At 59.5% G+C, this 22,290-nt stretch carries 24 protein-coding genes; 13 read left to right on the top strand and 11 right to left on the bottom strand.

Going from position 1 to position 22,290, the window contains the following annotated elements; all coding sequences use genetic code 11:
- Positions 1-204 precede the first annotated feature (204 nt).
- The 12 genes from FHT86_RS31500 (at position 205) to FHT86_RS31560 (ending at position 10,504) form a co-directional block, all read left to right on the top strand.
- A complete protein-coding gene (locus FHT86_RS31500) occupies positions 205-1,530 on the top strand; it encodes an epoxide hydrolase family protein (protein WP_246779744.1) in 1,326 nt (441 codons plus the stop codon).
- Positions 1,531-1,601: 71 nt separating this feature from the next.
- A complete protein-coding gene (locus FHT86_RS31505) occupies positions 1,602-2,147 on the top strand; it encodes a hypothetical protein (protein ID WP_133710808.1) in 546 nt (181 codons plus the stop codon).
- An 18-nt stretch (positions 2,148-2,165) separates the two neighbouring features.
- Positions 2,166-2,813 (top strand): isochorismatase family cysteine hydrolase, encoded by a 648-nt coding sequence (locus FHT86_RS31510; RefSeq protein WP_133710807.1) that lies wholly within the window; start codon positions 2,166-2,168, stop codon positions 2,811-2,813.
- 139 nt (positions 2,814-2,952) lie between these two features.
- Complete coding sequence (locus FHT86_RS31515; RefSeq protein WP_246779745.1) at positions 2,953-3,381, top strand: organic hydroperoxide resistance protein; 429 nt, start codon at positions 2,953-2,955, stop codon at positions 3,379-3,381.
- A gap of 63 nt (positions 3,382-3,444) precedes the next feature.
- Complete coding sequence (locus tag FHT86_RS31520) at positions 3,445-4,248, top strand: SDR family NAD(P)-dependent oxidoreductase (protein WP_133710806.1); 804 nt, start codon at positions 3,445-3,447, stop codon at positions 4,246-4,248.
- A gap of 54 nt (positions 4,249-4,302) precedes the next feature.
- Complete coding sequence (locus tag FHT86_RS31525) at positions 4,303-5,316, top strand: NADP-dependent oxidoreductase (RefSeq protein ID WP_133710805.1); 1,014 nt, start codon at positions 4,303-4,305, stop codon at positions 5,314-5,316.
- Positions 5,317-5,684: 368 nt separating this feature from the next.
- On the top strand, positions 5,685-5,936 hold the full coding sequence (locus tag FHT86_RS31535; RefSeq protein ID WP_409527636.1) for a transposase: 252 nt from the start codon (positions 5,685-5,687) through the stop codon (positions 5,934-5,936).
- A complete protein-coding gene (locus FHT86_RS38525; RefSeq protein WP_312862592.1) occupies positions 5,933-6,163 on the top strand; it encodes a prolyl oligopeptidase family serine peptidase in 231 nt (76 codons plus the stop codon). The genes FHT86_RS31535 and FHT86_RS38525 overlap by 4 nt, the downstream gene beginning before the upstream one ends.
- A gap of 112 nt (positions 6,164-6,275) precedes the next feature.
- Positions 6,276-7,520: an ABC transporter substrate-binding protein gene (locus FHT86_RS31545; protein WP_133710803.1), complete on the top strand. Its 1,245-nt coding sequence runs from the start codon at positions 6,276-6,278 to the stop codon at positions 7,518-7,520.
- 70 nt (positions 7,521-7,590) lie between these two features.
- Positions 7,591-8,490: a carbohydrate ABC transporter permease gene (locus FHT86_RS31550; protein WP_312862593.1), complete on the top strand. Its 900-nt coding sequence runs from the start codon at positions 7,591-7,593 to the stop codon at positions 8,488-8,490.
- A gap of 5 nt (positions 8,491-8,495) precedes the next feature.
- On the top strand, positions 8,496-9,419 hold the full coding sequence (locus tag FHT86_RS31555; RefSeq protein ID WP_133710802.1) for a carbohydrate ABC transporter permease: 924 nt from the start codon (positions 8,496-8,498) through the stop codon (positions 9,417-9,419).
- A gap of 2 nt (positions 9,420-9,421) precedes the next feature.
- Positions 9,422-10,504 carry an ABC transporter ATP-binding protein gene (locus FHT86_RS31560; protein ID WP_133710801.1) on the top strand — a complete coding sequence of 361 codons (1,083 nt, stop codon included), beginning with the start codon at positions 9,422-9,424 and terminating at the stop codon, positions 10,502-10,504.
- 113 nt (positions 10,505-10,617) lie between these two features.
- Here FHT86_RS31560 and FHT86_RS31565 read toward each other — a convergent pair whose 3' ends face one another.
- The 7 genes from FHT86_RS31565 to gloA form a co-directional block, all read right to left on the bottom strand.
- Entirely contained in the window at positions 10,618-11,397 is a 780-nt protein-coding gene (locus FHT86_RS31565; RefSeq protein WP_409527637.1) for an SDR family oxidoreductase, read from the bottom strand.
- A 44-nt stretch (positions 11,398-11,441) separates the two neighbouring features.
- The gene (locus tag FHT86_RS31570; RefSeq protein ID WP_133710799.1) at positions 11,442-12,392 is read right to left on the bottom strand and encodes an NAD(P)-dependent oxidoreductase; all 951 of its coding nucleotides are present in this window, start codon (positions 12,390-12,392) and stop codon (positions 11,442-11,444) included.
- A gap of 80 nt (positions 12,393-12,472) precedes the next feature.
- Positions 12,473-13,471: an AraD1 family protein gene (gene araD1 / locus FHT86_RS31575; RefSeq protein ID WP_133710798.1), complete on the bottom strand. Its 999-nt coding sequence runs from the start codon at positions 13,469-13,471 to the stop codon at positions 12,473-12,475.
- 74 nt (positions 13,472-13,545) lie between these two features.
- Positions 13,546-14,514: an aldo/keto reductase gene (locus FHT86_RS31580; RefSeq protein WP_133710797.1), complete on the bottom strand. Its 969-nt coding sequence runs from the start codon at positions 14,512-14,514 to the stop codon at positions 13,546-13,548.
- 61 nt (positions 14,515-14,575) lie between these two features.
- Positions 14,576-15,298, bottom strand: coding sequence for a ribonuclease activity regulator RraA (locus FHT86_RS31585; protein WP_133710796.1), 723 nt, complete (start codon positions 15,296-15,298; stop codon positions 14,576-14,578).
- A 47-nt stretch (positions 15,299-15,345) separates the two neighbouring features.
- Entirely contained in the window at positions 15,346-16,431 is a 1,086-nt protein-coding gene (locus FHT86_RS31590) for an ABC transporter ATP-binding protein (RefSeq protein ID WP_133710795.1), read from the bottom strand.
- 66 nt (positions 16,432-16,497) lie between these two features.
- Complete coding sequence (gene gloA / locus FHT86_RS31595) at positions 16,498-16,914, bottom strand: lactoylglutathione lyase (RefSeq protein WP_133710794.1); 417 nt, start codon at positions 16,912-16,914, stop codon at positions 16,498-16,500.
- Between the two features lie 224 nt (positions 16,915-17,138).
- On the opposite strand from gloA, the gene FHT86_RS31600 reads away from it, so the two are divergent.
- The gene (locus FHT86_RS31600; RefSeq protein ID WP_133710793.1) at positions 17,139-17,954 is read left to right on the top strand and encodes an IclR family transcriptional regulator; all 816 of its coding nucleotides are present in this window, start codon (positions 17,139-17,141) and stop codon (positions 17,952-17,954) included.
- Positions 17,955-18,028: 74 nt separating this feature from the next.
- Here FHT86_RS31600 and FHT86_RS31605 read toward each other — a convergent pair whose 3' ends face one another.
- The 4 genes from FHT86_RS31605 to FHT86_RS31620 all read right to left on the bottom strand — a co-directional run bounded on the left by FHT86_RS31605 (position 18,029) and on the right by FHT86_RS31620 (position 22,253).
- Positions 18,029-19,186, bottom strand: a complete 1,158-nt coding sequence (locus FHT86_RS31605) for a mandelate racemase/muconate lactonizing enzyme family protein (RefSeq protein ID WP_133710792.1) — start codon at positions 19,184-19,186, stop codon at positions 18,029-18,031.
- A 56-nt stretch (positions 19,187-19,242) separates the two neighbouring features.
- Positions 19,243-20,064, bottom strand: a complete 822-nt coding sequence (locus tag FHT86_RS31610) for a carbohydrate ABC transporter permease (RefSeq protein WP_133710791.1) — start codon at positions 20,062-20,064, stop codon at positions 19,243-19,245.
- A 3-nt stretch (positions 20,065-20,067) separates the two neighbouring features.
- Positions 20,068-20,937 carry a carbohydrate ABC transporter permease gene (locus tag FHT86_RS31615; protein WP_133710790.1) on the bottom strand — a complete coding sequence of 290 codons (870 nt, stop codon included), beginning with the start codon at positions 20,935-20,937 and terminating at the stop codon, positions 20,068-20,070.
- 71 nt (positions 20,938-21,008) lie between these two features.
- Entirely contained in the window at positions 21,009-22,253 is a 1,245-nt protein-coding gene (locus tag FHT86_RS31620; protein ID WP_166656970.1) for an ABC transporter substrate-binding protein, read from the bottom strand.
- Positions 22,254-22,290 lie beyond the last annotated feature (37 nt).

Consider the following 22,290-nt stretch of genomic DNA (forward strand, 5'->3'; position numbering starts at 1 on the left):
AGCAGTCCAAACCATGCCACTACTCGAAGCTATCGAAACGGGAGAAAAACAGTCGATGCGCAAACATTGCCAATTGTTAGCATGCTCCGCTTTCGTGTCCTAACAACAGCTAATAACGCATAACGGGCGCTTCTCGGCATACGGCAGTAGGTTTCAGCCAGCACGAACGTGCAACCGAAACACCCCACCCCCGAGGAGAAAGCCATGATCAAGACCGAAGTCGCTGATGCCATCGACCAGGACCGCCGCCGTTTTCTAGCCGCCGCCTCCCTGGGCGTGGCAGTTGCAAGTTCAGGCGCGCTTCTGCCGTCCCATCTGCTTGCCGCCACCGCCAATGAGGCGATCAAGCCGTTCCAAGTTCATTTTCCGAACGAGGCGCTCAAAGACCTCCATCGTCGCGTCGCCGCTACCCGTTGGCCGGACAGTGAAACGGTCAAGGACCACTCACAGGGCGTACAGCTCTCCACCATCAAGAAACTCGCCGACTATTGGGGCAAGGACTACGACTGGCGCAAGATCGAGAAGAAGCTCAACTCCTACCCGCAGTTCACGACGAAGATCGACGGACTGGACATCCACTTCATTCATGTGAAGTCCAAGCATGAAAACGCCTTGCCGATCATCGTCACCCATGGCTGGCCAGGTTCGATCATCGAACAGCTAAAGATCATCGAGCCTTTGACCGATCCGACCGCGCACGGCGGCAGCGCCGAAGATGCTTTTCATGTCGTGATCCCGTCGCTGCCGGGCTACGGGTTCTCCGGCAAACCGACCGAGCCCGGATGGAATCCGCCACGCATCGCCAAGGCCTGGGCCGTGCTGATGCAGCGCCTGGGTTACACGAAATATGTCGCCCAGGGCGGCGACTGGGGAAATGCCGTCACCGAACTGATGGCGGTCCAGGAGCCTCCGGGCCTGCTCGGCATCCACACCAACATGGCGGCAACCGTGCCCGCCGATATTGCCAAGTCACTCGCAGCGGGTAGTCCGGCTCCCGCCGGTCTTTCGGACGACGAAAAGCGCGCCTACGGCCAGCTCGACGATTTCTACAAGAACGGACTTGGCTATGCGATCGAAATGAACAACCGGCCGCAGACCCTCTACGGCATCGTCGACTCCCCGATCGGCTTGGCCGCGTGGATGCTCGACCATGACATCCGCAGCTACGACATGATCGCTCATGTCTTCGAAGGCAGCTCCGAAGGCCTGACAAAGGACGATATCCTCGACAACGTCACGCTCTACTGGCTGACCAATACGGCGATCTCTTCCGCTCGCCTCTACTGGGACAACGCCCACTTCCCGTCGGGCGGCTTCTTCGATCCCCGTGGCATCAAGATACCGGTCGCCGTCAGCGCCTTCCCCGACGAAATCTACCAGGCTCCGCAGAGCTGGGCCGAGAAGGCCTATCCGCAGCTCATCTTCTACAACCGTCCGCCCAAGGGCGGCCACTTCGCGGCCTGGGAGCAGCCCATGCTCCTGACAGCCGATCTGCGCGCTGCATTCAAGCCGCTTCGCAAATCGATCTGACAACAGTGGCGGCGCGGTGTGCGCCGCCCGACACAACAATCCCACCCCCTTATCGCAGAAGGAGACAGACAATGCGTGACAATCAGATCGTCGATTCCAGCTTCACCGCCATCATCAACGCGCCGATCGAAAAGATTGACATCCCGACGTGGTGCTTCTCGCTACCCGAGAAGGAATATCAGGGCTGCTCGCCCGCCCATATCGCCGCCGGCTTCACGACCGCGCCTGACGGCACGCGCATGTCGATCAATGTGGAAACGATCGGCGGCAGCCTTATGGTCCAGCACTATCACGAAACGATCGGCGAGAAGGATCACCTGATCCTCGATTCCGACTCGGACGTCTTCACGCCGACCGGCCGGGTGACCATCCATGTTACCTGGGAACTGAGCGTCAAGGCGATCGACAAGGACCGCTGCGAGTTCACCAACCGCGTCCAGTCCTTCGCAACCGACGAGATGTTGGCGAACCTCGACCGGCAGGGCATCCCCTTCGAGGTGTTCCGCACGCAGCGCCAGCCGATGTCGATCGCCCACAACAAAGGCGAGACGCCGCTCTTTGCAGCAAGCATCGAGCGCTTTGCGCTTCGCAACCAGTCATCTTCGAGAGCCGCCTGAACGCTGAAGGAGATTACGATGAACGAACTGTCCTACGAACGCGGCATCACCGGGCTTCTGGTGGTCGATCCGTATAACGACTTCATTTCTGAAGGCGGCAAGATCTGGCCGCGCATCCAGGCGGTCGCCGAGGCCAACAATTGCGTCCCGCACATGGAGCAGATCCTCAAGGCGGCACGGCAGGTCAAACTCCCCGTCTTCTTCGCGATGCACCACCGCTTTCGCGAAGGCGACTACGAGAACTGGAAGTATATTGCCCCCATTCAGAAACTGGCCTGGAAGCGCAAGACCTTCGAGTTCGGCACCTGGGGCGGCGAATTCAAGGCCGAGTTCGTTCCTGCTGCAGGCGAAGTCGTGGCTTCGGAGCACTGGTGCTCCAGCGGCTTTGCCAACACCGACCTCGACAACCAGCTCAAAAGGCGGGGCATCCACAGACTGATCGTCATCGGCCTGATCGCGCACACCTGCATCGAGGCAACTGTGCGGTTCGCGGCCGAACTTGGCTACGACGTGACGGTCGTGAAGGACGCGGTTGCCGACTACTCCGACGAAATGATGCACGCAGCTCTGGAAATCAACATGCCGAACTACGCCAGCGCCATCGTGACGACCGAGGAAATCCTCAAAGCTTTGGCTGCCATGGAGACGATGGCACCGGCGGCATAACCGATCAGTCAAATGCTTCGGAGGGTGGCTATGCGGCCGTCCTCCCCTCATCCAAGCGATTATCGGCGTCAACGCGCCTGATCGAATGAGCCATCACCGCCCGCAGGGCGTCCCCAACGAAACCAAACAGGAGCCCGTCATGGACCAGAAAATGAACTCGAAAATCCTCTACACGGCAAAGACGCACGTTACTGGCGGCCGCGAACACGGGGTCGCCCGCAGTTCCGACGGGCGTCTTGACGTTAGATTGGGCGTGCCCGGCACGGCGCGTATCGGCACCAATCCGGAACAGCTCTTCGCGGCAGGCTGGTCGGCCTGCTTCGAGAGCGCCATCGGACTCATCGTGCAGAAGCGGAAGATCGCGCTTTCCGGCGATGTGACCATCGATGCCGAAGTTGATCTCAACCTGTCCGACACCGACGGCTACTCGCTGACCGCTCGCCTGAACGTCGGCATTCCAGGCGTGGAGCGCGACGTCGCCCAGTCGCTGATCGACGAGGCGCATCAGATTTGCCCGTATTCGAAGGCAACGCGTGGAAACATCGACGTCACGATCAAGCTGGTCTGACAAAAACCGACTGACAGCCCCCTCGCCGCAGGTCGCGGCCGATGCCAAGAAGGAGTGCATGCAATGACTTCTGCAAATGGTACTGCGCTGATAACAGGCGCATCTTCGGGTATCGGCGCGATCTACGCCGACAGGCTTGCACGGCGGGGGTTTGACCTCGTCCTGGTGGCGAGAGGGAAAGATGCCTTGGCCAAAGTCGCCCTGGCCATCTCGGAATCGACGGGTAGAGTCGTTACACCGGTTCCGGCCGATCTTGGCAGGAAGGAGGATCTCCGACGCATCGAAACCATCCTGATGACCGATCCTTCGATCACCATGCTCGTCAACAATGCGGGCGTAGGTTCCGTCGCGCCGCTCCTGAAAGCCGATGTCGACGACATGGAACGTATGATCGAGATCAACGTCGTCGCGTTGACCCGGCTGGTCTATGCCGCCGTCCCGGCATTTGCGAAGCGTAAACGCGGTACGATCATAAACCTTGCGTCCGCGCTTGCGCTCGCTCCCGGCATGTTCAACGGTGTCTACGGAGCGTCAAAAGCCTTCGTGGTGTCGTTCACGCAGTCGCTCGACGAGGAACTATCCGGAAGCGGCCTGCGCTTCCAGGCCGTCCTTCCAGGCGCAATCGCGACACAGTTCTGGGAAACCTCCGGAGGATCGCTGGATCATCTGCCCAGCCGCGCCGTCATGCGCGCAGAAGATGCCGTCGATGCCGCTCTTGCCGGCCTCGACCTCGGTGAATTGGTCACTCTGCCCTCGCTGCCGGATGTATCGGAGTGGGAGGCATACGACGCGGCACGCCAGCAACTCGTTCCGAAGATATCCTTGAATGCCCCGGCGCAGCGCTACCTCAAGACCGCCCAAACGTAGACAGCTCAGCCATCCCCCGGACATGGCCGCTTACCACAGTGAAAGGAACCCGCGATGAGATCGTCAGCAATCGTCCTAGCCAGTCGGCCGACAGGCGCACCAGGGCCCGAGCATTTTCGGACCGAGGCGATCGAGATCAACGAGCCACATGAGGGCGAAGTCTTGCTTCGTGTTCTCTATCTCTCGCTCGATCCCTATATGCGCGGTCGCATGAGCGACGCCAAATCCTATGCCAAGCCGGTTCCCGTCGGCGGCATCATGGAAGGCGAGACTGTCTGCGAAGTCACGCAGTCCGGGAGCCCGGAATTCAAACCGGGTGATATCGTTCGTGCAATGACGGGATGGTGCACTCACGCGGTCATGGACGCCAAGCGCGTTCGGCACGTGAACACTTACGGCGCCCCCATTTCCACTGCGCTCGGCGTCCTTGGCATGCCCGGATTCACGGCATATGGCGGAATGAAGGTCATCGGCCAGCCGAGAGCCAGCGAAACGGTGGTCGTTGCCGCCGCTTCCGGACCTGTCGGATCACTCGTCGGCCAACTTGCAATGCGGGCCGGCGCACGCGCGGTGGGCATCGCTGGAGGCAAGGACAAATGCGACTATGTAAAAGACGCGCTGCGCTTCGACGCCGTGGTCGATCACCGCTCAGCCGATTTCGTATCTGAGCTTTCCAGAGCCTGCCCCGATGGCGTTGACGTCTACTTCGAAAATGTCGGCGGCCATGTCTGGGATGCGGTGTTTCCGCTGCTGAACCAATACGCCCGCGTACCTGTCTGCGGACTTATCGCCCAATACAACGATCCGGGCAAAGGCGAGCAGGATCGGCTCCCTGCCACGATGTCGGCGATCCTCCGCCGGAGCCTTCTCTTGAGGGGGTTCATCAACACCGAATTCGTCGAACGTTATTACGAAGCTTTTCAACAGGAGATCGGTCCGCTCGTCGCTTCGGCCCAGATAAAGTATCGCGAAGACATTGTTGACGGCCTCGAAAACGCCCCAGATGCATTCATAGGAATGCTTTCGGGCAGCAACTTCGGAAAGCTGCTCGTCCGCATTTCCCATTGAGCCGACAAGCGATGTCTACTAACGGCGCATAGTTGCCGCGTCCCGCTCGGCAGCCATCGCATGCGCCACGGCTACCGCACCCGCTCTTGCGGCTTCGATAGTCCGTGACACTTTGATCGCTTCGCCGAATTTCCGGGCAAATCCCCAGAAATCGGAAACGTCGGTCGGCAGGGCGACGGTCGGATGGATCGTCGTGAGTACACCCGGCGTTTCCTGGAGGCCCTGGATAGGCCTCAGGTCGAAAGGGGAGAGACAGACAACTGGCCTTGAGTTCCATCTATGTATTTCGCGCTCGCCAACCCTTACACATGCAGTCACCAGCGCCCCTTGGAAAGTAGAGCCCTGGTGCCAAGCACAGCAAGGGCAACATCCTCACTTGGACGCCGGGACAGAATCAGCCTTCCTCCGAGGCGCATCCGGCCGACCTCCTGAAGCTTTACATCTACGGTTGCATCAACCGCGTGCGATTGAGAAGCAGGCTGGAAGCGGAAACACATCGCAACATCGAGGTGATCTGGCTGCTGCGGCATCGGAAGCCGGACTTCCGCACGATCGCCGCTTTCCACCGTGTGAACCAAGCCGCATTCCGACAGGTGTTTCGGGAATTCCTCATCCTGTGACCGCAACGCGACCTGTTCGGGCGGGAGCTTCTGGAAGTGCGTCCGCAATCTCCAAAGGCATAGCCGGCCCTTCCAGAATTGCGATCATGGGTGGAAGTTGTGGCGGATACGCCGCTCTGGCCCCACTGACCTTCACACCCGAGAAATTCGCCCGCGCCATTGACCTTGTGGGAACCTTCAACCTGGTCACGTTGATCAACACGATTGTGCCGCAGACGCCAACTTGACAGCACCGAAAACTTCCAACTATGATCAAATGCTCACAGGCTCTATTCAAATAGGAATAGTTTTATAACTGATAATAGGTACTGATGCTGTTTCGACTCTGGGAGGAGAATTATGAAACAAGGTCTCAAAGTGGCTGTTGCTGCTTTTTCATTTGCTGCTCTGATCGCGACAAATACGCATGCAGCGGGGTTGAAGGCCGAGGTCCTGCATTGGTGGACATCCGGCGGCCAGGCGGCTGGTGTCAGGGTGCTAGCCGATGCCTATGCCAAGGCCGGCGGCGAATGGGTTGATAACGCCATCGCCAATCCGGAGCAGGCAAGATCGATCGGCATCAATCGCGTCGTCTCCGGCGATCCGCCGACAATGATGCAGATGAACGCTGGCAAGCAGTTCGACGAACTCGTCGACCAGGGCTTGCTCCGCAATCTCGATGCCATAGCCGACGCCGAGGGATGGCGGAAGGTGCTGCCGGCCGATGTGCTTGACGCTGTGAGCCGGAACGGACACATCTATGCCGTCCCAGTCGGCCTGCAGACACCCAATTGGCTTTGGTACAACAAGGCCATCTTCCAGAAGAACGGCCTCACCGAGCCTACCACCTGGGATCAGTTTTTCGCCGATGCCGACAAGCTGAAACAGGCGGGTGTGATCCCGCTCGCGGTCGGCGCACAGCCGCCATGGATCAACCAGCTCTTTAACGGCGTTCTTGTCGGCGCCGGCGGTCAGGACGTGTATCTGAAGATCATGCGCGACAAGGACGCCGACGCCGTCAAGTCGCCGGCCTTCCTCAACGCCGCAAAGACCTTCAGCCGCCTGCGAGACTATATCGATCCGGGCAGCCCCAACCGCAGCTTCAATGAAGCCGCCGCCATGATCATTCGCGGAACGGCGGGTATGCACATCATGGGCGACTGGGAAAAGGGCGAATTCAATGTCGCCGGCCTCACCGCCGGCAAAGATTACGGCTGCGTCGTCGGCATGGGCGACCAGACATTCCTCACTGACAGCAACGTCTTCGTCATGCCGGTAACCCAAAATCCGGATACGGAAAAGGCTCAGGACATCCTGGCGAAAATGCTGCTCTCCAAGGATGTTCAGATCGCATTCAACAACAAGAAGGGCAACCTGCCCGTCCGCACCGATATCGATCCAAGCACGCTGGACGCCTGCGCGCAGATCGGCATCAAAGTGTTGCAGGACCCGAAGAAGCAGCTGCCGGGACCGGATTGGCTGGCGACGCCGGACATGCTCAACTCGCTTGAAGACGTGAATGTCGAATTCTGGGCGAGCAAGACGATGACCCCGGAACAGTTCGCGGACAAATACGCGGCCGTGGTCGCGAAGTTCAAAGAGTGACGCTCAGGCGGGCACGGACCCAGGAAAGACTCCGTGCCCGCCCGCCCCTCTCAAACCAGCGAGAACCTTCGTGACCCCAGCCGCCGCCCTGACGCGACGCCGAATCCAGTGGAGCCTCTATGTCGGCCTCTTGCCGGCAACTGTGATCGCCCTCTTCGGCTATATCGGAACCATGGTCTGGACCATCGGGATTTCCTTCACGGAATCAAAGATGTTGCCCGTGGCCCGCTTCGCGGGCTTCGATCAGTACGTCCGTCTCTTCGGCACCGAACGCTGGATCACCTCGCTTGAGAACATGGTCATCTTCGGCTGCTTGATGATCGTGATCTCCCTTGCTATCGGGCTGCTGCTCGCCATCGCGCTCGATAAGCATCTGCGTGGCGAGGGCATTTTTCGGGTCATCCTTCTGTACCCCTATTCGATGTCCTTCATCGTCACCGGCTTCACCTGGCAATGGATCCTCAATCCCGAGCTCGGCATTCAGCATGCCGTGCGGAGCTGGGGCTGGACGAGTTTTCGTTTCGACTGGATCGTCAACAACAACACCGCGATCTATTGCGTTGTGCTCGCCGCCGTGTGGCATGCCGCCGGCCTGGTGATGGCGATCATGCTGGCGGGCCTGCGCGGGGTAGATCCCGATCTCTGGAAGGCCGCCCGCGTCGACGGCATCAAGACCTGGCGCGTCTACGTGCACATCGTCATCCCGCTGCTGCGGCCGAATATCATCACCGCTGTAGTGCTGCTCTCGCTTGGCGTCGTCAAGCTCTATGACCTGGTCGTAGTCCTGACCGGCGGCGGCCCCGGCATATCGTCGGAAGTCCCGGCAAAGTTCGTCATGGACAATCTCTTCATTCGCCAGAACATCGGATTGGCGACGGCAGCGGCGACCGTGTTGCTCATTACCGTCCTAAGTGTTCTCGCGCCGTGGCTCTACCACGAATATTTTCGACCGTCCCGGGCGCGGAGCTGACGCAAATGGACACCAGCGCAAAACTCTCGCAGACATCGGGCGAAAAATCCCCTGTACGGCCACGCGGAAAAAAGCCAAGGCGCTTCTCCGTCGGCAACGCGGGTTTCTACGTGTTTCTCATCATGGCATCGGCGTTCTTTGTCCTGCCGTTTTATGTCATGCTGGTAACGTCCTTCAAGTCGATGGACGAAGTCCGGTTGGGCGAAGTCTTCTCGCCGCCCCAGGTCTGGACCATCGCGCCATGGATCAAGGCCTGGGCGACCGCCTGTACCGGCCTGGAATGCGATGGCATCAGCGTCGGCTTCTGGAACTCCGTGCGCATCCTGATCCCGAGCGCCATATGTTCGATCCTAGTCGGCGCCATCACCGGCTATGCGCTGTCCTTCTGGCGAGCCCGCCATGCCAATCTTCTGTTTGCGGTGCTGCTCTTCGGTGCGTTCGTGCCGTATCAGATCTTCCTCTATCCATTGGTTCGGGCCTATTCGCTGCTGCATATGAACAGTACGATGTTCGCGCTGGTCTTTTCCCACGTCCTGTTCGGCCTGCCGGTCATGACGCTGGTGTTCCGCAATTTCTACAGCAGCCTGCCGCAGGAAATCTTCAAGGCCGCGCGTGTCGACGGCGGCGGCTTCTTCCAGATCTTCATCTATCTCATCCTGCCGATGTCCGCTCCGATGCTGGTGGTCGCCTCCATCCTTCAGGTCACCGGCATCTGGAACGACTATGTACTGGGTCTGGTCTTCGGCGGCCTGCAGAACCGTCCGATGACGGTGCAGCTCATCAATATCGTCGCGCCGTCCGGCGCCGAAATCGAATACAACGTCAGCATGGCGGCAACCATCCTGACGGCAATCGTCCCGTTGGTGATCTATATGGTGTCGGGCCGCTGGTTCGTGCGCGGGATCGCTGCGGGCGCCGTGAAAGGGTAGACATGGCCAGCATCTCCATCCGCGACATCGAAATTCGCTTCGAGGCATTCCAGGTGCTTCAGGGCCTCGATCTCGAAATCAACAGCGGCGAGTTCATCGTCCTGCTCGGCCCGTCGGGCTGCGGCAAATCCACCCTGCTCAATGCGATCGCCGGCCTGATCGATGTCGCGGACGGCGAGATCTGGATCGGCGAGCGCAACGTCACCTGGGAAGAACCCAGCGATCGCAACATCGGCATGGTCTTCCAATCCTATGCGCTCTATCCGCGCATGACGGTAGAGGGAAACCTGTCGTTCGGGCTACGCATGGCGGGCGTAGCCAAGGCCGAGATCGAGAAGCGCATCGCGCGGGCCGCCCAGATCCTGCGCATCGAACCCTATCTCAAACGCCGTCCTTCGGAACTTTCGGGCGGGCAACGGCAGCGCGTCGCCATCGGCCGCGCACTCGTGCGCGATGTCGGCGTGTTCCTGTTCGATGAACCGCTGTCGAACTTGGATGCAAAGCTTAGAACGGAATTGCGCGTCGAGCTGAAAAGGCTCCATCAGGAGCTCGGGACCACCATGGTCTTCGTCACACACGACCAGATCGAGGCGCTGACGCTTGCCGACCGCATCGCAGTCATGAATGGCGGCATCATCCAACAGTTCGATACGCCCGACGACGTCTATCGCCGGCCGAACAATCGCTTCGTCGCCGAATTCGTCGGCTCGCCGGCGATGAATTTTTTCGACGGTACGGTCGTGACCAGAGGCCGTTCGATCGGCTTCGAAGTTCGAGGCGGTCCGACGCTGGATCTCGATGGTTATGCCTTCGCAAGCCGCCCCACCGCCGACGCGCGGGCATCACTTGGAATCCGCCCCGAGCAGATATCCCTGTCGAAAAGCGACAGGAGCGTCAGCATGCCCGCCATCGTCAATCTGGTCGAACCCATGGGGTCGGATAAGCTGCTATGGGCAACGGCGGCGGATACCACCATGTCCCTGCGTACGGCGCCGGACTTCGAAGTGCCCTTGCGACAGCCGATCGATGTGTTCTTCCAGGCATCGCAAGCATCGCTATTCGGCGAAAACGGCGAACGTCTCTAGAACGGTTCAGCTTTTCACGGAAAGGCTGAACCGCTCTATCTCTTTGTTTTCACGCAATTCCAACGGAAAACCGCCGCTCACTTTTCCTGGAATTGCTCTGAGAGACCGATCGATCAGCGCAGCAGTGACTGACCGCCGTCGACCCAGATGGGCGTGCCGGTAATATGCCTTGCCTGATCCGAGGCTAGGAAAACCACCGCTTCCGCGACATCTTCTGCCTGTCCCGGCTTGCCGCCAGTGATCGGAATATCGCCTTCCGGCCATTGCACTGGAATGGCGGCCTCGATCGTGTTGCGCTTCAGCGTGCTCTCGCCGATGGAGGTCGTCACCTGCCCAGGGCAGACGGCGTTAACCCGTATCCGATGCTTCGCCAGTTCGAGGGCAAGCTGCTGCGCGATGGCGAATTGCGCGGCCTTGGTCGCGACATAGGCCGTGGCGCCGGCGGTTGTGAAAATGCGGGTTCCGTTCATCGACGAAATGATGACGATCGAACCGCCACCCCCCGCTTTCAGCAGCGGAACGGTGGTATGCAGCGTATTGTAGGTGCCGGTCAGGTTTACATCGATGGTCTTCGACCATTCCTGCGGCTGCAGATCATCGATCGGCGCCCATACGCCATTGATCCCCGCATTGGCGATGACGATGTCCAGGCCACCCTCGCCGACCAGAGCCGAGACCGCATCCGCAACCTGTTGAAAGTCGGCGATGTCGACGGTCGCGGAGCGGATTTTGCCGCCAGCGCGGCTAATCTCCTCGCAAGTTCCCGCCAGCGTCTCCTCGTTGCGGTCCAGTGCAAGCACCGTCGCGCCTTGCGCGGCCAGCAGCCTCGCGCAGGCCCGCCCGATTCCTGCCCCTGCGCCCGTCACCAACGCGACTTTCGAACTGAACATGATACCTCCCGGAAAGATCGTTTTTTGAAATTGGACAGTTTCGGCCGTCAATAGCCCCTGGCCGCGTCCACCGCATTGTCCAATCGTTCGCCGGCAAGATAGCGATCGAGATTTGCGAGCAGCCGCGCAGACATGCGCTCGACAGTGTCCTCGGATGTGTAGGATATATGCGGCGTCAGGCGGATGCGCGGATGATGATAGAAAGCATGTCCCTCCGGCAGCGGTTCAGGGAACGTAACATCCAGCGTCGCCGCCGAGATCCGGTTCTGGTCAAGTGCCTCTAGGAGTGCATCGTCATCGATGACCTCGCCACGGCAGACATTGATGACATGAAGGCCGGGTTTTGCGTTCCTCAATATATCGCGGTCAAGGATGCGGCGTGTCTCCCGCGTCAGCGGGACAGCGAGCAACAGATGATCGACATCGGCGACCATTTCCCGCAGCGATGCAAACTGGCGAAGGCCGGCGGCCGAATTCGATATACCCGACGAGCGCCGCACGAAACCGACCTCCATTCCAAGCGCGCGTGCTTTGGTGGCTGTCTGCACGCCGATCGCTCCCAGCCCGAGAATGCCGAGCCGCTTGCCCGAGACCAGGCCGAGCGTGCGACTTTTCCATTGCTCGGCGGAACTTACCCGAAGTCCGTCGAACAATTGCTTTTCATGCGCAAAAATCGCGGCAATCGCATATTCGGCGATCGCATCGGCCGTGATCCCCCGGCCCGTCGTCACCAAAGGCGCATCGAAGAACCATGACGGAAAGGCATCGACCCCGGCACCGCCCACCTGAACCCATTTCAAGTTACGGGGCCAAGTTGGCGGGCGCTCCACCGGGGCCGAATTCCAGCCTTTGAAGAAGGTAAACAGGATCTCCGCATCGGCGGGAACGTCCCAGACCGAATGAGCCTCGGCATAGTTCAGCAGGATCGGTTTGCTCTCATGCGCACGCAATCGCTCGACCTGATATTCATCCATATTGCAAGCAATGACCGGCCGCATCCCGCCCTCGTCCTTTGCTGAGATCACACGTTCAGTGAACGTCCAAGATGGCTTCGTTGGCCCCCTGAAAACGGAATGCTCTAAAGTGCAACCACGCCGTTGGGTCGCACTTTTTCCGGCCTGCGGAACGTGCCGTTGATCAACGGCTTTCCGAACTCCGGAATCTCCATTTCAAAGACATCACCATCCATCGTCTTCACGCCGTCGCCAAAGGACGCAACGGAGGTTCCCATGAACTGGACATGCACATTGCCCGGCTGCAGGAACTGATCGTACTTGAAGTAGTGATATTCGAGATTGGCGATGGAATGACTCATATTGTCCTCGCCGGTCGGGAAGGCCTTGCTCCAGATCACCTCGCCGTTTCGGCGAATGCGCACCTCGCCGAGAAGCGAGGAAGGCAGCTCGCCGACGCGCAGCTCCGGCCCGAAGGAACAATATCTAAGTTTGGAATGGGGAAGGTAGAGATAGTTCTTCTTCTCCATGACGTGATCGGTACATTCGTTGCCGATGGCAAATCCCAGCCGGTAGGGCATGCCGTCGGGCCCGATAACGTAGAGGCCGACGATTTCCGGTTCCTCGCCTTCGTCATCGGCAAAGGCGGGAACGGGATAGGGCTGACCGGGGCGCACCACGATCGACCCGTCGCCCTTGTAGAACCATTCCGGCTGAGCGCCCGCCTTGCCCTTTTCAGGCTTGCCGCCCTCGAGGCCCCATTTGAACATGCGCATGGAATCGCTGAGGTTCGCCTCGCCGTCATCGGAAAGCTTCTTGTGCATCTGATCGCGCGCGGCAGCGCTAGCGACATGCGTGAGGCCGGTGCCGGCGATCATGCAGTTGGTCGCGCGGGGATGATCGAGCGGCGGCAGGACGCGGCCTTCGGAAAGCAGCGTCGCGTAAGAATGTTGCTCCGCTGTCCCCAAGTGGCCCACGAGCGATGCCAGCGTCGTCTTCCGCGCAATTGCCTCAAGGGCAAGTTCGCGCGTCGTCGCAAACACCTTGACCTGCCGGATGGTCTCGCCGTCGACAAGCCCAACGGCGCGAGAGCCATCGGCGGTTTCAAATTGAATCAGTCGCATCTTCTTTTCCTATCTGCCTGCAACAAGCGGCCAACAATCGGGCATCGGAATGCCTCAATTCGTTAAATCGAAGCTCACGCCGTCTCATCTTCCGGGAGCTCGAAGAATTCGATACGCTTCGCCGTCTCGAACTTCACGAAGTCCGGATGGGCACGGACGGCACTGAGAACGAGAACTTCCTCCTCGTTCATCGGCGTGTCGTAGGATCTGGCGTTCGCAATCAGCTGTTCGCTATTGTCGACGCCCATCAGCACTGTATCCGGCTGCTGCTGGGCGACCCACTTCAACGCGGCACGCGCCAGAAGCCCACGGTCCTCGATGCCGGCGGCGGCGCCGATGCGGAAAAGCTCGCTCTTGAAGAAGACCTCGCGCGCAGTCACGCCGAGATTTTGCTGGCGCGCTCTTGGGACGACAGTTTCCAGGCAGGTGGCATCGCCGATGCTGAGATCAAGGTTCACGGCATCGAAGGCGCCGCAAGCCATCATCGCGAGATAGAGACGTTCACCGGAAAAAGAGTCGGCAACGGCGAAGCGGATAAGACCCTCGCGCTTCAACTCGCCGATATTGTAGGCGAGTTTTTGAAGATATTCGGGATCGTTGTCGATCGACCAGGCCAGCAGCCCGACATTCAAGAGATCGATGGCATCGCGGCGGATGAGCTTCAGGCCGCGCTGCAACTCGGCGCGCAGCTTGCCGAGATCGAGCATGCTGCGATTGTTCTTGTCATAGGAGTAGCACATGCCCTCCGGTCTGGTCTGGACCACGATGTCATAGGGCGGCGGATTGTCGCGCAGGTTGCGCCCAAGCGCTTCCTTCTCGGAATCGATCGTGACGTCGAACAGATTGATGCCGAGATCATAAGCCGTCTTCAGCAGGGCGACGCGCTTTGGGCCGCCATAACCCTCACCGATATGGCCGGGCGCCACCGCCAAAGCCATGTTCTCGTTGAAGCCCCTGGATTTGCCGCTCGGCAGATATTCGTGGCCTCCGAGCGCGAGAACCGAGACATTCAGCCCGGTGCGGCCCAAGATCGTCTTGCGCATGTCTATCTCCGTCGTCTCCGGTTCGACCCTCTGCCGCCGGCAAGGATGAACCTACATCCTGTCACTGTTCGCTTTCGGGCACTTCGCTTTGGTAGCGGGCTAAGGTCTCGTCGCTCGGGGGATAATAGCCGCGCACGCCGCTGCCTGCGGCGACCTGCTTCTGAACCCAATTGTCCTGACGTTCCTTCTTGGCGCCATTTTCGGCAACTTCCGCGGCAAGGTGGGCGGGCAGCACCACGACGCCATCCTCATCGGCGACAATGAAATCACCTGGGAAAACGGCAACGCCGCCGCAGCCGATAAGGGTTTGAACGTCGGCGGGCATCAGGCCGGCCGGCGATGGCGGCGCGGCCGGGCCGGAGCAATAGATCGGCAGTCCCAGCTTGCGAAGCTGCTGGACGTCGCGCATGCCGCCATCGGCGACAAGACCCGCCACGCCGGCATAGATCAACTGCGATACCAGCACGTCTCCGAGCGCTCCCACAGCGGAGTTCTTCTGCATGTCGAGCACGAGGACCGCACCGGCCGGAATTCCTTCCATGGCCGCAAGCACGACGCTGCCCGGCGAGCCAAGATCGGTCGATGTGTTCAGATCCTCCCGTTGAGGAACGTAGCGAAGTGTATATGCCGGTCCGGCGAAACTGCAATTGCCTTGGTCAAGAGGTACGATACCGCGGATCGCCTGATATCGCAGTCCGTGTTTTTTCAGGAGCTGTCCCGTGATGGCCGCCGTAGGGACTTTCCTTAGCGCCTCAACGATCGCCGTCTGTTGATCTTCCGTCATTTCCAAACCTTTCAGATAATCACGAACGCCCCCATGGGCCAAAAATCTCAAGCGCCGAACCGCCGCCCGTTGTCGCTTGCGCCATCGAAAAGGTGCATGTGTTGGCGCTTGAAGCGAAAACCGACCTTTGCGCCCGGGGCGATATGGATCCGCTCGCGCACCAGCGCGGTGATCGGAGCGCCGGCGGTTTCGGCTTGAACGATTGTTTCCGACCCGGTCGGCTCCACCACCACGATCGCGCCGGGAATGGCGCCGGGATCAGCCGCATCGCAGAGTTCGATATGTTCCGGGCGGATACCGAGTACGATCGGCCGTCCCGCCTCCGCACCATTGGCAGGCGAAACGGCAATCTTCGTCCCGTCTCCGGCCACGAATTCCTGACTGTTTTCGGGGCTGATGCGTCCCTGCAGGAAATTCATGGCCGGCGAACCGATAAACCCGGCCACGAAGCGGGTATTCGGCCGATCGTAGACCTCGAGCGGCGAGCCGATTTGCTGAATGTTGCCATCGAGCATGACCACGATCTTGTCCGCCATCGTCATGGCTTCGATCTGGTCGTGCGTCACGTATACCGTCGTGGTCTTGAGGCGATGATGCAGATTCTTGACCTCGGCGCGCATCTGGACGCGCAATTTGGCGTCGAGATTGGACAGCGGCTCGTCGAACAGGAAGACTTGCGGATCGCGCACGATGGCGCGTCCCATTGCAACGCGTTGGCGCTGCCCGCCCGAGAGCTGTCGCGGATAACGATCCAGCAAATTGGCGAGGCCGAGAATGCTTGCTGCCTCCCTCACACGTTTCCTGATCTCTTCATTCGGCCGGCCGCGCAGCTTGAGGGAAAAGCCCATATTCTGCTCGACGCTCATGTGCGGATAGAGCGCGTAATTCTGAAAGACCATGGAGATATCCCGATCCTTCGGCGCGAGATCGTTGACGAGCTTCTCGCCGATCCGGATCGTCCCGCCTGAAATCTCCTCCAGGCCAGCGATCATGCGCAGCAATGTCGACTTGCCGCACCCCGAGGGTCCGACAAGGACGACGAACTCCCCCTCGTCTATGTCGACATTCAACCCGTGGATGACCTCAAGAGCGCCGTATCTCTTGTAAACGCTCTCTATGGCTACTCGTCCCATCGATTCCCTCCCTGCTTCACTGTCGGGGGCCCGGCACGCCGCGCCACCCTTACCGCGCCTGCCCCGTCAGCCCCGCGTATCCAGGTCGATCAATTCGATGCGGTAGCCATCGGGATCGTCGACGAAAGCGATATGAATTTTCCCGAACTTGAGCGGACCGGGTTCGCGGACAATCTTGATGCCCGCCGCCCTCAGCTTGTCGCAGACGGCATAGATGTCGCGGACGCCGATGGCGACGTGGCCGAAGCCGTCCCCGCGTTCATAGGATTCACGGCCGTAATTGTAGGTGAGCTCGATCATCGGATCGGTGGCCTCGTCGCCGTAGCCAATGAAGACGTTCGTGTATTTGCCTTCCGGTACGTCGCTGCGACTTACCTCCCGCATGCCGAAATTATCGCTGTAGAAGCGGATGGACCGCTCCAGATCGCCCACACGGATCATGGTGTGCATGATGCGGAACGTGCCGGCTGGATTGTCAGACATGATTTCTCCTCCATTTGGCCATGTCGTGGCCTGCCATGAAAATTTACGAAAAATTCGATTTACCTATTCTCATTTGATCAGGCTATGTTCATATAGGACAACAGATAGCAGAAGCTGTCAACATCAATTCTTGGCCGCGACGCGCTAGCGCGGTGCAACGAAGGAGGGTTGCAACTTTCAAGCCGATCTTGATAATAAACTCCGACACAGAACCGGATGACTGCATGAGTGTGACGCAAAAGAGCGATTCCAATTCCGCCTCCAGCCTTGCCAGAGAGGACAAGAATCATATTCCGGTCATCGACCGCATGCTCGACATCCTCGAGCTGATCGAGCTCCGCCAATCGGGTATCGTCATCAAGGATCTCTGCGAACGCCTCTCCGTGCCGCGCTCGACCGTCTATCGCATCCTCAACACGCTTGAAGCGCGCGACGTGGTCAAACGCGCCGCCAGCGGCGCCTATGTTCTCGGGCCCCGGCTGATGAATTTCGCGGCCAACGTCACGGATACGCGCGGCACCGACATCGCGCAGATCGCGGTCGGACCGATTGAGCGCCTGTCGCTGGACATCGGACAGTCCGTCAAAGTATCGATCGTCTACAATGGGCTTGCGCTCGTCGTCTGCTGCGCCCAGAGCACACAGGATTTTGCGATCACCGTGCGGCCTGGTCGCACCATCCCTCTGCATTCCGGCGCGGCAAGCAAGATCCTGCTTGCCAACATGCCGGAGGCGGAACGCGAGAAAATATTGTCGCGGCCGCTCCGCTCGTTCACCTCCAAAACCATCACAGATCCGGACAAGCTGCGGGAGGAACTCGAAGAAGTCCGCGCCACTGACTGGTCGGTCGACGTCGGCGAGCATGGCGAAGGCATTCATGCGATGGCGACTTCGATCCGCGACGGCGATGGCAACGTCGTCGCTGCGATATCGATTCCCTATCTCGGCACGCATGCGCGCGCCGACCTGACCGTCATGCGGCAATCCCTGATCAAGACGGCCCAAGCCATTTCCAAAGAATTGAGACGGCATTCCTCCTGAACGGCCGTGTTCGGCAAACATGGGACTGTTCCGACCCGCAACGCCGGAGCAGTCCGTGATGTTCTCGAACACTTTTAGCCGCCGTATCCATCGAGCGCATGCGCACGCAGGAAATCCATATCCATCTCGATTCCCAGACCGGGTTTATCGGTGAGCTTCAGGCTGCCGCCGGAATTGTCCAGCGGCTCCTGGATGAAGCGGTTATAGGAAGAAAGATCATGCAGGCTGGTCTCGACCCGATAGAAATTCGGCGTCGTGATCATAACGTGCGATCCAGCGACGACATTGATTGGGCCGCTGGCATCATGAGGCGTGACCGGGACATAATAGGCCTCGCACATCGTCGCGATCTTCTTCAGTTCGCTGATGCCGCCCGCCCACGTCACATCGGGCATGATGTAGTCGGCCAGCTGGTTTTCCAGGATCGGCACGAATTCCCATCGTGTGTGCAGGCGCTCGCCGACCGCAATCGGAACATCGATCTGCTCGCGAACCTGCCGCAACGCGTGATAGCTTTCGGGCGGAACGGGTTCCTCGAACCAATCGATCTGGCCGGCATCCTTGAGGCGGTTGCATAGCCGCACGGCTGTGGGCACATTGAAACGCCCATGTGCGTCGATCAGGATTTCGATTTCGGGACCCGTCGTTTCGCGGATGAGAGCTGTCAGTTCCGCGCCGATCCGTTCGGCCTCACGGCTCAACTCGCCGTCGAGATAGCCGTTTCGGCGGACTTGCAGGCCGCGCAGATGCGGGAACGGGTCGAATTTCAAAGCGGTATGCCCCGACTCGACGATACCCATGATTTCTTCCTTCACAGCGCCGGGGTCCGTGAACTTTGTCTGATCCGGATGCGTGTAAAGCAGCACATCGTCGCGCACCTTGCCTCCGAGCAATGCATAGATCGGCCGGTTGAGGGATTTGCCGAGGATATCCCACAGAGCGATGTCGATGCCGCTGATGGCAAGGCAGGCGGCGCCGCGGCTGCCCATATAGGTGAAGTTGCGGAAGGAGCGGTTCCAGATGCTTTCGATCTGCGTCGGATCGCTTCCCTTCAGGAGCTCCTCCAATTGCCGGATAACCCCGGCGACCGATCGATTGGCCAACTTGGTCGAGGTGGTGACCTCCCCCCATCCGACGATGCCCTCATCGGTCTTGACCTCGACGAACATGAACTCGCCGAAATACGTACCCTTCGCTTCGACGATCCAGGGTGTGATGGATGTGATCTTCATGTGTCTTCCTCAGAAATTGGGTCTCACCAGCTGTGCCCGCCCTTACCGGCGTGCCGCTATCCCTTCATTGCGCCCGACATCAGCCCGCCGACAAAGACCCTCTGCAACAGCAGGAAGATCGCCGCGATCGGCAGTGTCATGATGACGGAGGCGGCCATGATCGCGCCCCAGTCCGTGTTGTATTCCGTTGAAAATTCGGCGAGGCCGATCGGCAGCGTCTTGACGCTGGTGTCGTTGGCGAACGTCAACGCGAAGATGAATTCGTTCCACGTCGCCACGAAGGCATAGAGAACGATGACCACGATGCCCGGCAGCGACAATGGCAGCATGATGCGGAACAGAATGCCCCACCGCGACGCGCCATCGATGAACGCCGCCTCCTCGAGCTCGACCGGAATGTGCCGGAAATAGGAGGTCAGCATCCAGATGCTCAAGGGCAAGGTCAAGACCGTATAGACCAGCGTCAGGCCAAGCAGCGTATTCAACAGCCCGAAATAGCCGAGCATGATGTAAAGCGGCACGATCAGCGTCGCCGACGGTAACAGATGCGCGACCAGGACGCAGACCTGCCAGAAGGCGCTGCCGCGAAACCGCATGCGGGCAAAGGCGTATGCGGCGGGAATGGCGAAAACCAGGCCAAGCGCCGTCGACCCCAACGACACGATCGTGGAATTGAGGAAGTAGCGCGGTACGTTCGATTCGTACAAAATCTTGTGGTAATTTTCGAACGTCGGCTGATCCGGAAGGATGGTCACCGGTATTCTGTAGAGTTCCGCCAGCGTCTTGAACGAGGATAGTGCCATCCACAGGAACGGTATGATCGCGAAGCCGACGATCAGGAACAGCGGGATATAGACCCAATTCAGATTCTTTGACATGTCCTACTCCTGGGCCGAGCGTTTGTTGTTGTCCGCGACGATGTAGACGACGATGATCGCCGTCGAGACGAGGAAGAACAGGATCGACAGCGCGCTGGCGGTGTGGAAATTGAAGAACTGAAAGGCTTCGACAAAGATCTGGATGGATGTGATCAGCGATCGGTCCGCAGGCCCGCCGCCCGTCATCGAATAGATGATGGTAATGGAATTGACCCCGGCAATGACGAGCAGCAGCGTGATCGATATCAGCATCGGCCGCAATTGCGGCAGCGTGATATAGCGAATCTCATGCCAGAAATTGGCGCCATCGACCTGCGCCGCTTCATAAAGCGACTTTGGAATGGCCTGCAGGCCCGCGAGCACCATGATCGCGACGAACGGAAACATCTTCCAGACGTTGACGGCGATCAACGATGGAAGAACGATATTCGGGTCCGACAGCCAGCGCACCGGGGTCGAAATGAGGCCGGTGCTGAGCAGGATGTAATTGATGACCCCATAATCGGTGTGGAACATCCATGCCCAGGTCATGGCGCCGACGATGCCGGGCACGACCCAGGGTACGAGCGTCAGCGACCTGGCGATCGCCTGCCCCTTGAACTTCTCGTTCAGCACGATGCCGGCGATCGTGCCGAGCAGAAGCTGCACGACGATCGAGGCCCCGACGAAATAGATCGTATTCTTGACGGCGCGCGCCGTGCGCCCGGCTTCGACGACGCTCTGATAGTTGTCCAGTCCGACGAACTGGTCGCTGTCGTTTGTAAAGCTCATCCAGACGGTCGATACCAGCGGATAGACGATGAAAATGGCCAGCAGCAGCAGAGCTGGCAGAATGAAGGTTATCGGGCCTTGGCCACGCGCGGTTGCTCGCATCGGATTGACCTTAGTGAGAATAGATGGAGTGCCGGCGCCGAGAGATCGGGCGCCGGTCGATCAAGCCGGATCTAGCGTTTGATGACGGCGGTGATTTCCTTGGCCGCCGCGTCCATGGCTTCCTGCGGCGTGGAATCGCCGATCAGAATTTCCTGAATGTGCCTGTAGTAGATGTTGGTAATCTCCAGCCAGCCCGGAACCGCGGGCTGCGGCTGTCCATATTTCAACATCTCCTTGAAGCCGTTCAGGCGCGGATCGGCAAAGCGCGGCAAATCGAGCGCGGCATTGACCGCCGGAAAGGTGCGCGTGTAGTAGCCGACATTCTCCGCCGTCGCCAGGAACTGCACCAGTTTCAGCGTATCATCCTTGTTGGCTCGCTTTGCTGGAACGATGAATCCCCACCCGCCAAGAAGAGCCGAGGTTTGCTTGCCTTCCGGATGCGGCATGATGGCCACGCCATAGTCGAGATTGGGCGCATCCTGCTGGAAGCGCTCGATTTCCGTCGGCGTGCCCTGATAGCTTGCAATCGCGCCGGACATGAACAGGCGGCGCAGCTCCAGCCCGCCGTTTTCCAATGTAGACGGCGGCGAGACCTTATATTTGGTGTACATGTCCGTATAGAAGGTCACCGCCTTGACGGATTCGGGGCTGTTGACGATGACCGTTTTGCCATCGTCGCTAAGAATGCCGCCGCCGTTCATCCAAAGATAGGGCAGCGACCGATAGAGCGTGTTGCCCTGACCTTCCGAGCCACCGCCCGCAATACCGTAGCCATACTGCGCCTTGGCGCCTTCGACTTTGGTGAGTGCCTGCGCGTCCTTGATCATCTCATCCCAGGTCTGCGGCGGCTTTTCCGGGTCGAGGCCTGCTGCGCGATAGAGATCCTTGCGATAGATCATCGCCAATGCTTCGGCCTGGAACGGCAGCGCATAAAGCTTGCCGTCGACGGACGCACTGCTGATGGCGGCGGGAACAAACTGATCGAGCGGCGTTGTCTTGGCGATGGTGTCGCCAATCGGCTCCAGTGTGCCAGTCGCGATGTAGGACGGCACCCAGGATGTCTGGACCTCCATCAGATCCGGCGGGCTGCCCGATTTCAGCGCAATCAATGTCTTGCCCTCCAAACCGCCATAGGGGTTTGACTGCAGCTTCACGGTGATGCCGGGATTCGCCTGCTCGAATTTCTGAACAAGCTCCTGTGCCTTTTTGTAACCAGGCTCGGTGACCCACCAATTGATCTGGCCCGCCCAGCTGGCCGTGGCCGAAGCCAACAGAGTGCAGGTTATAGTCGTGATCTTTCTTAGATCGATAAACATGTGTGCTCCTCCCAAGATGTGGCCCATGGCACCAAGG

The organism is Rhizobium sp. BK313 (assembly GCF_014193655.1).
Classification (GTDB): Bacteria; Pseudomonadota; Alphaproteobacteria; order Rhizobiales; family Rhizobiaceae; genus Rhizobium.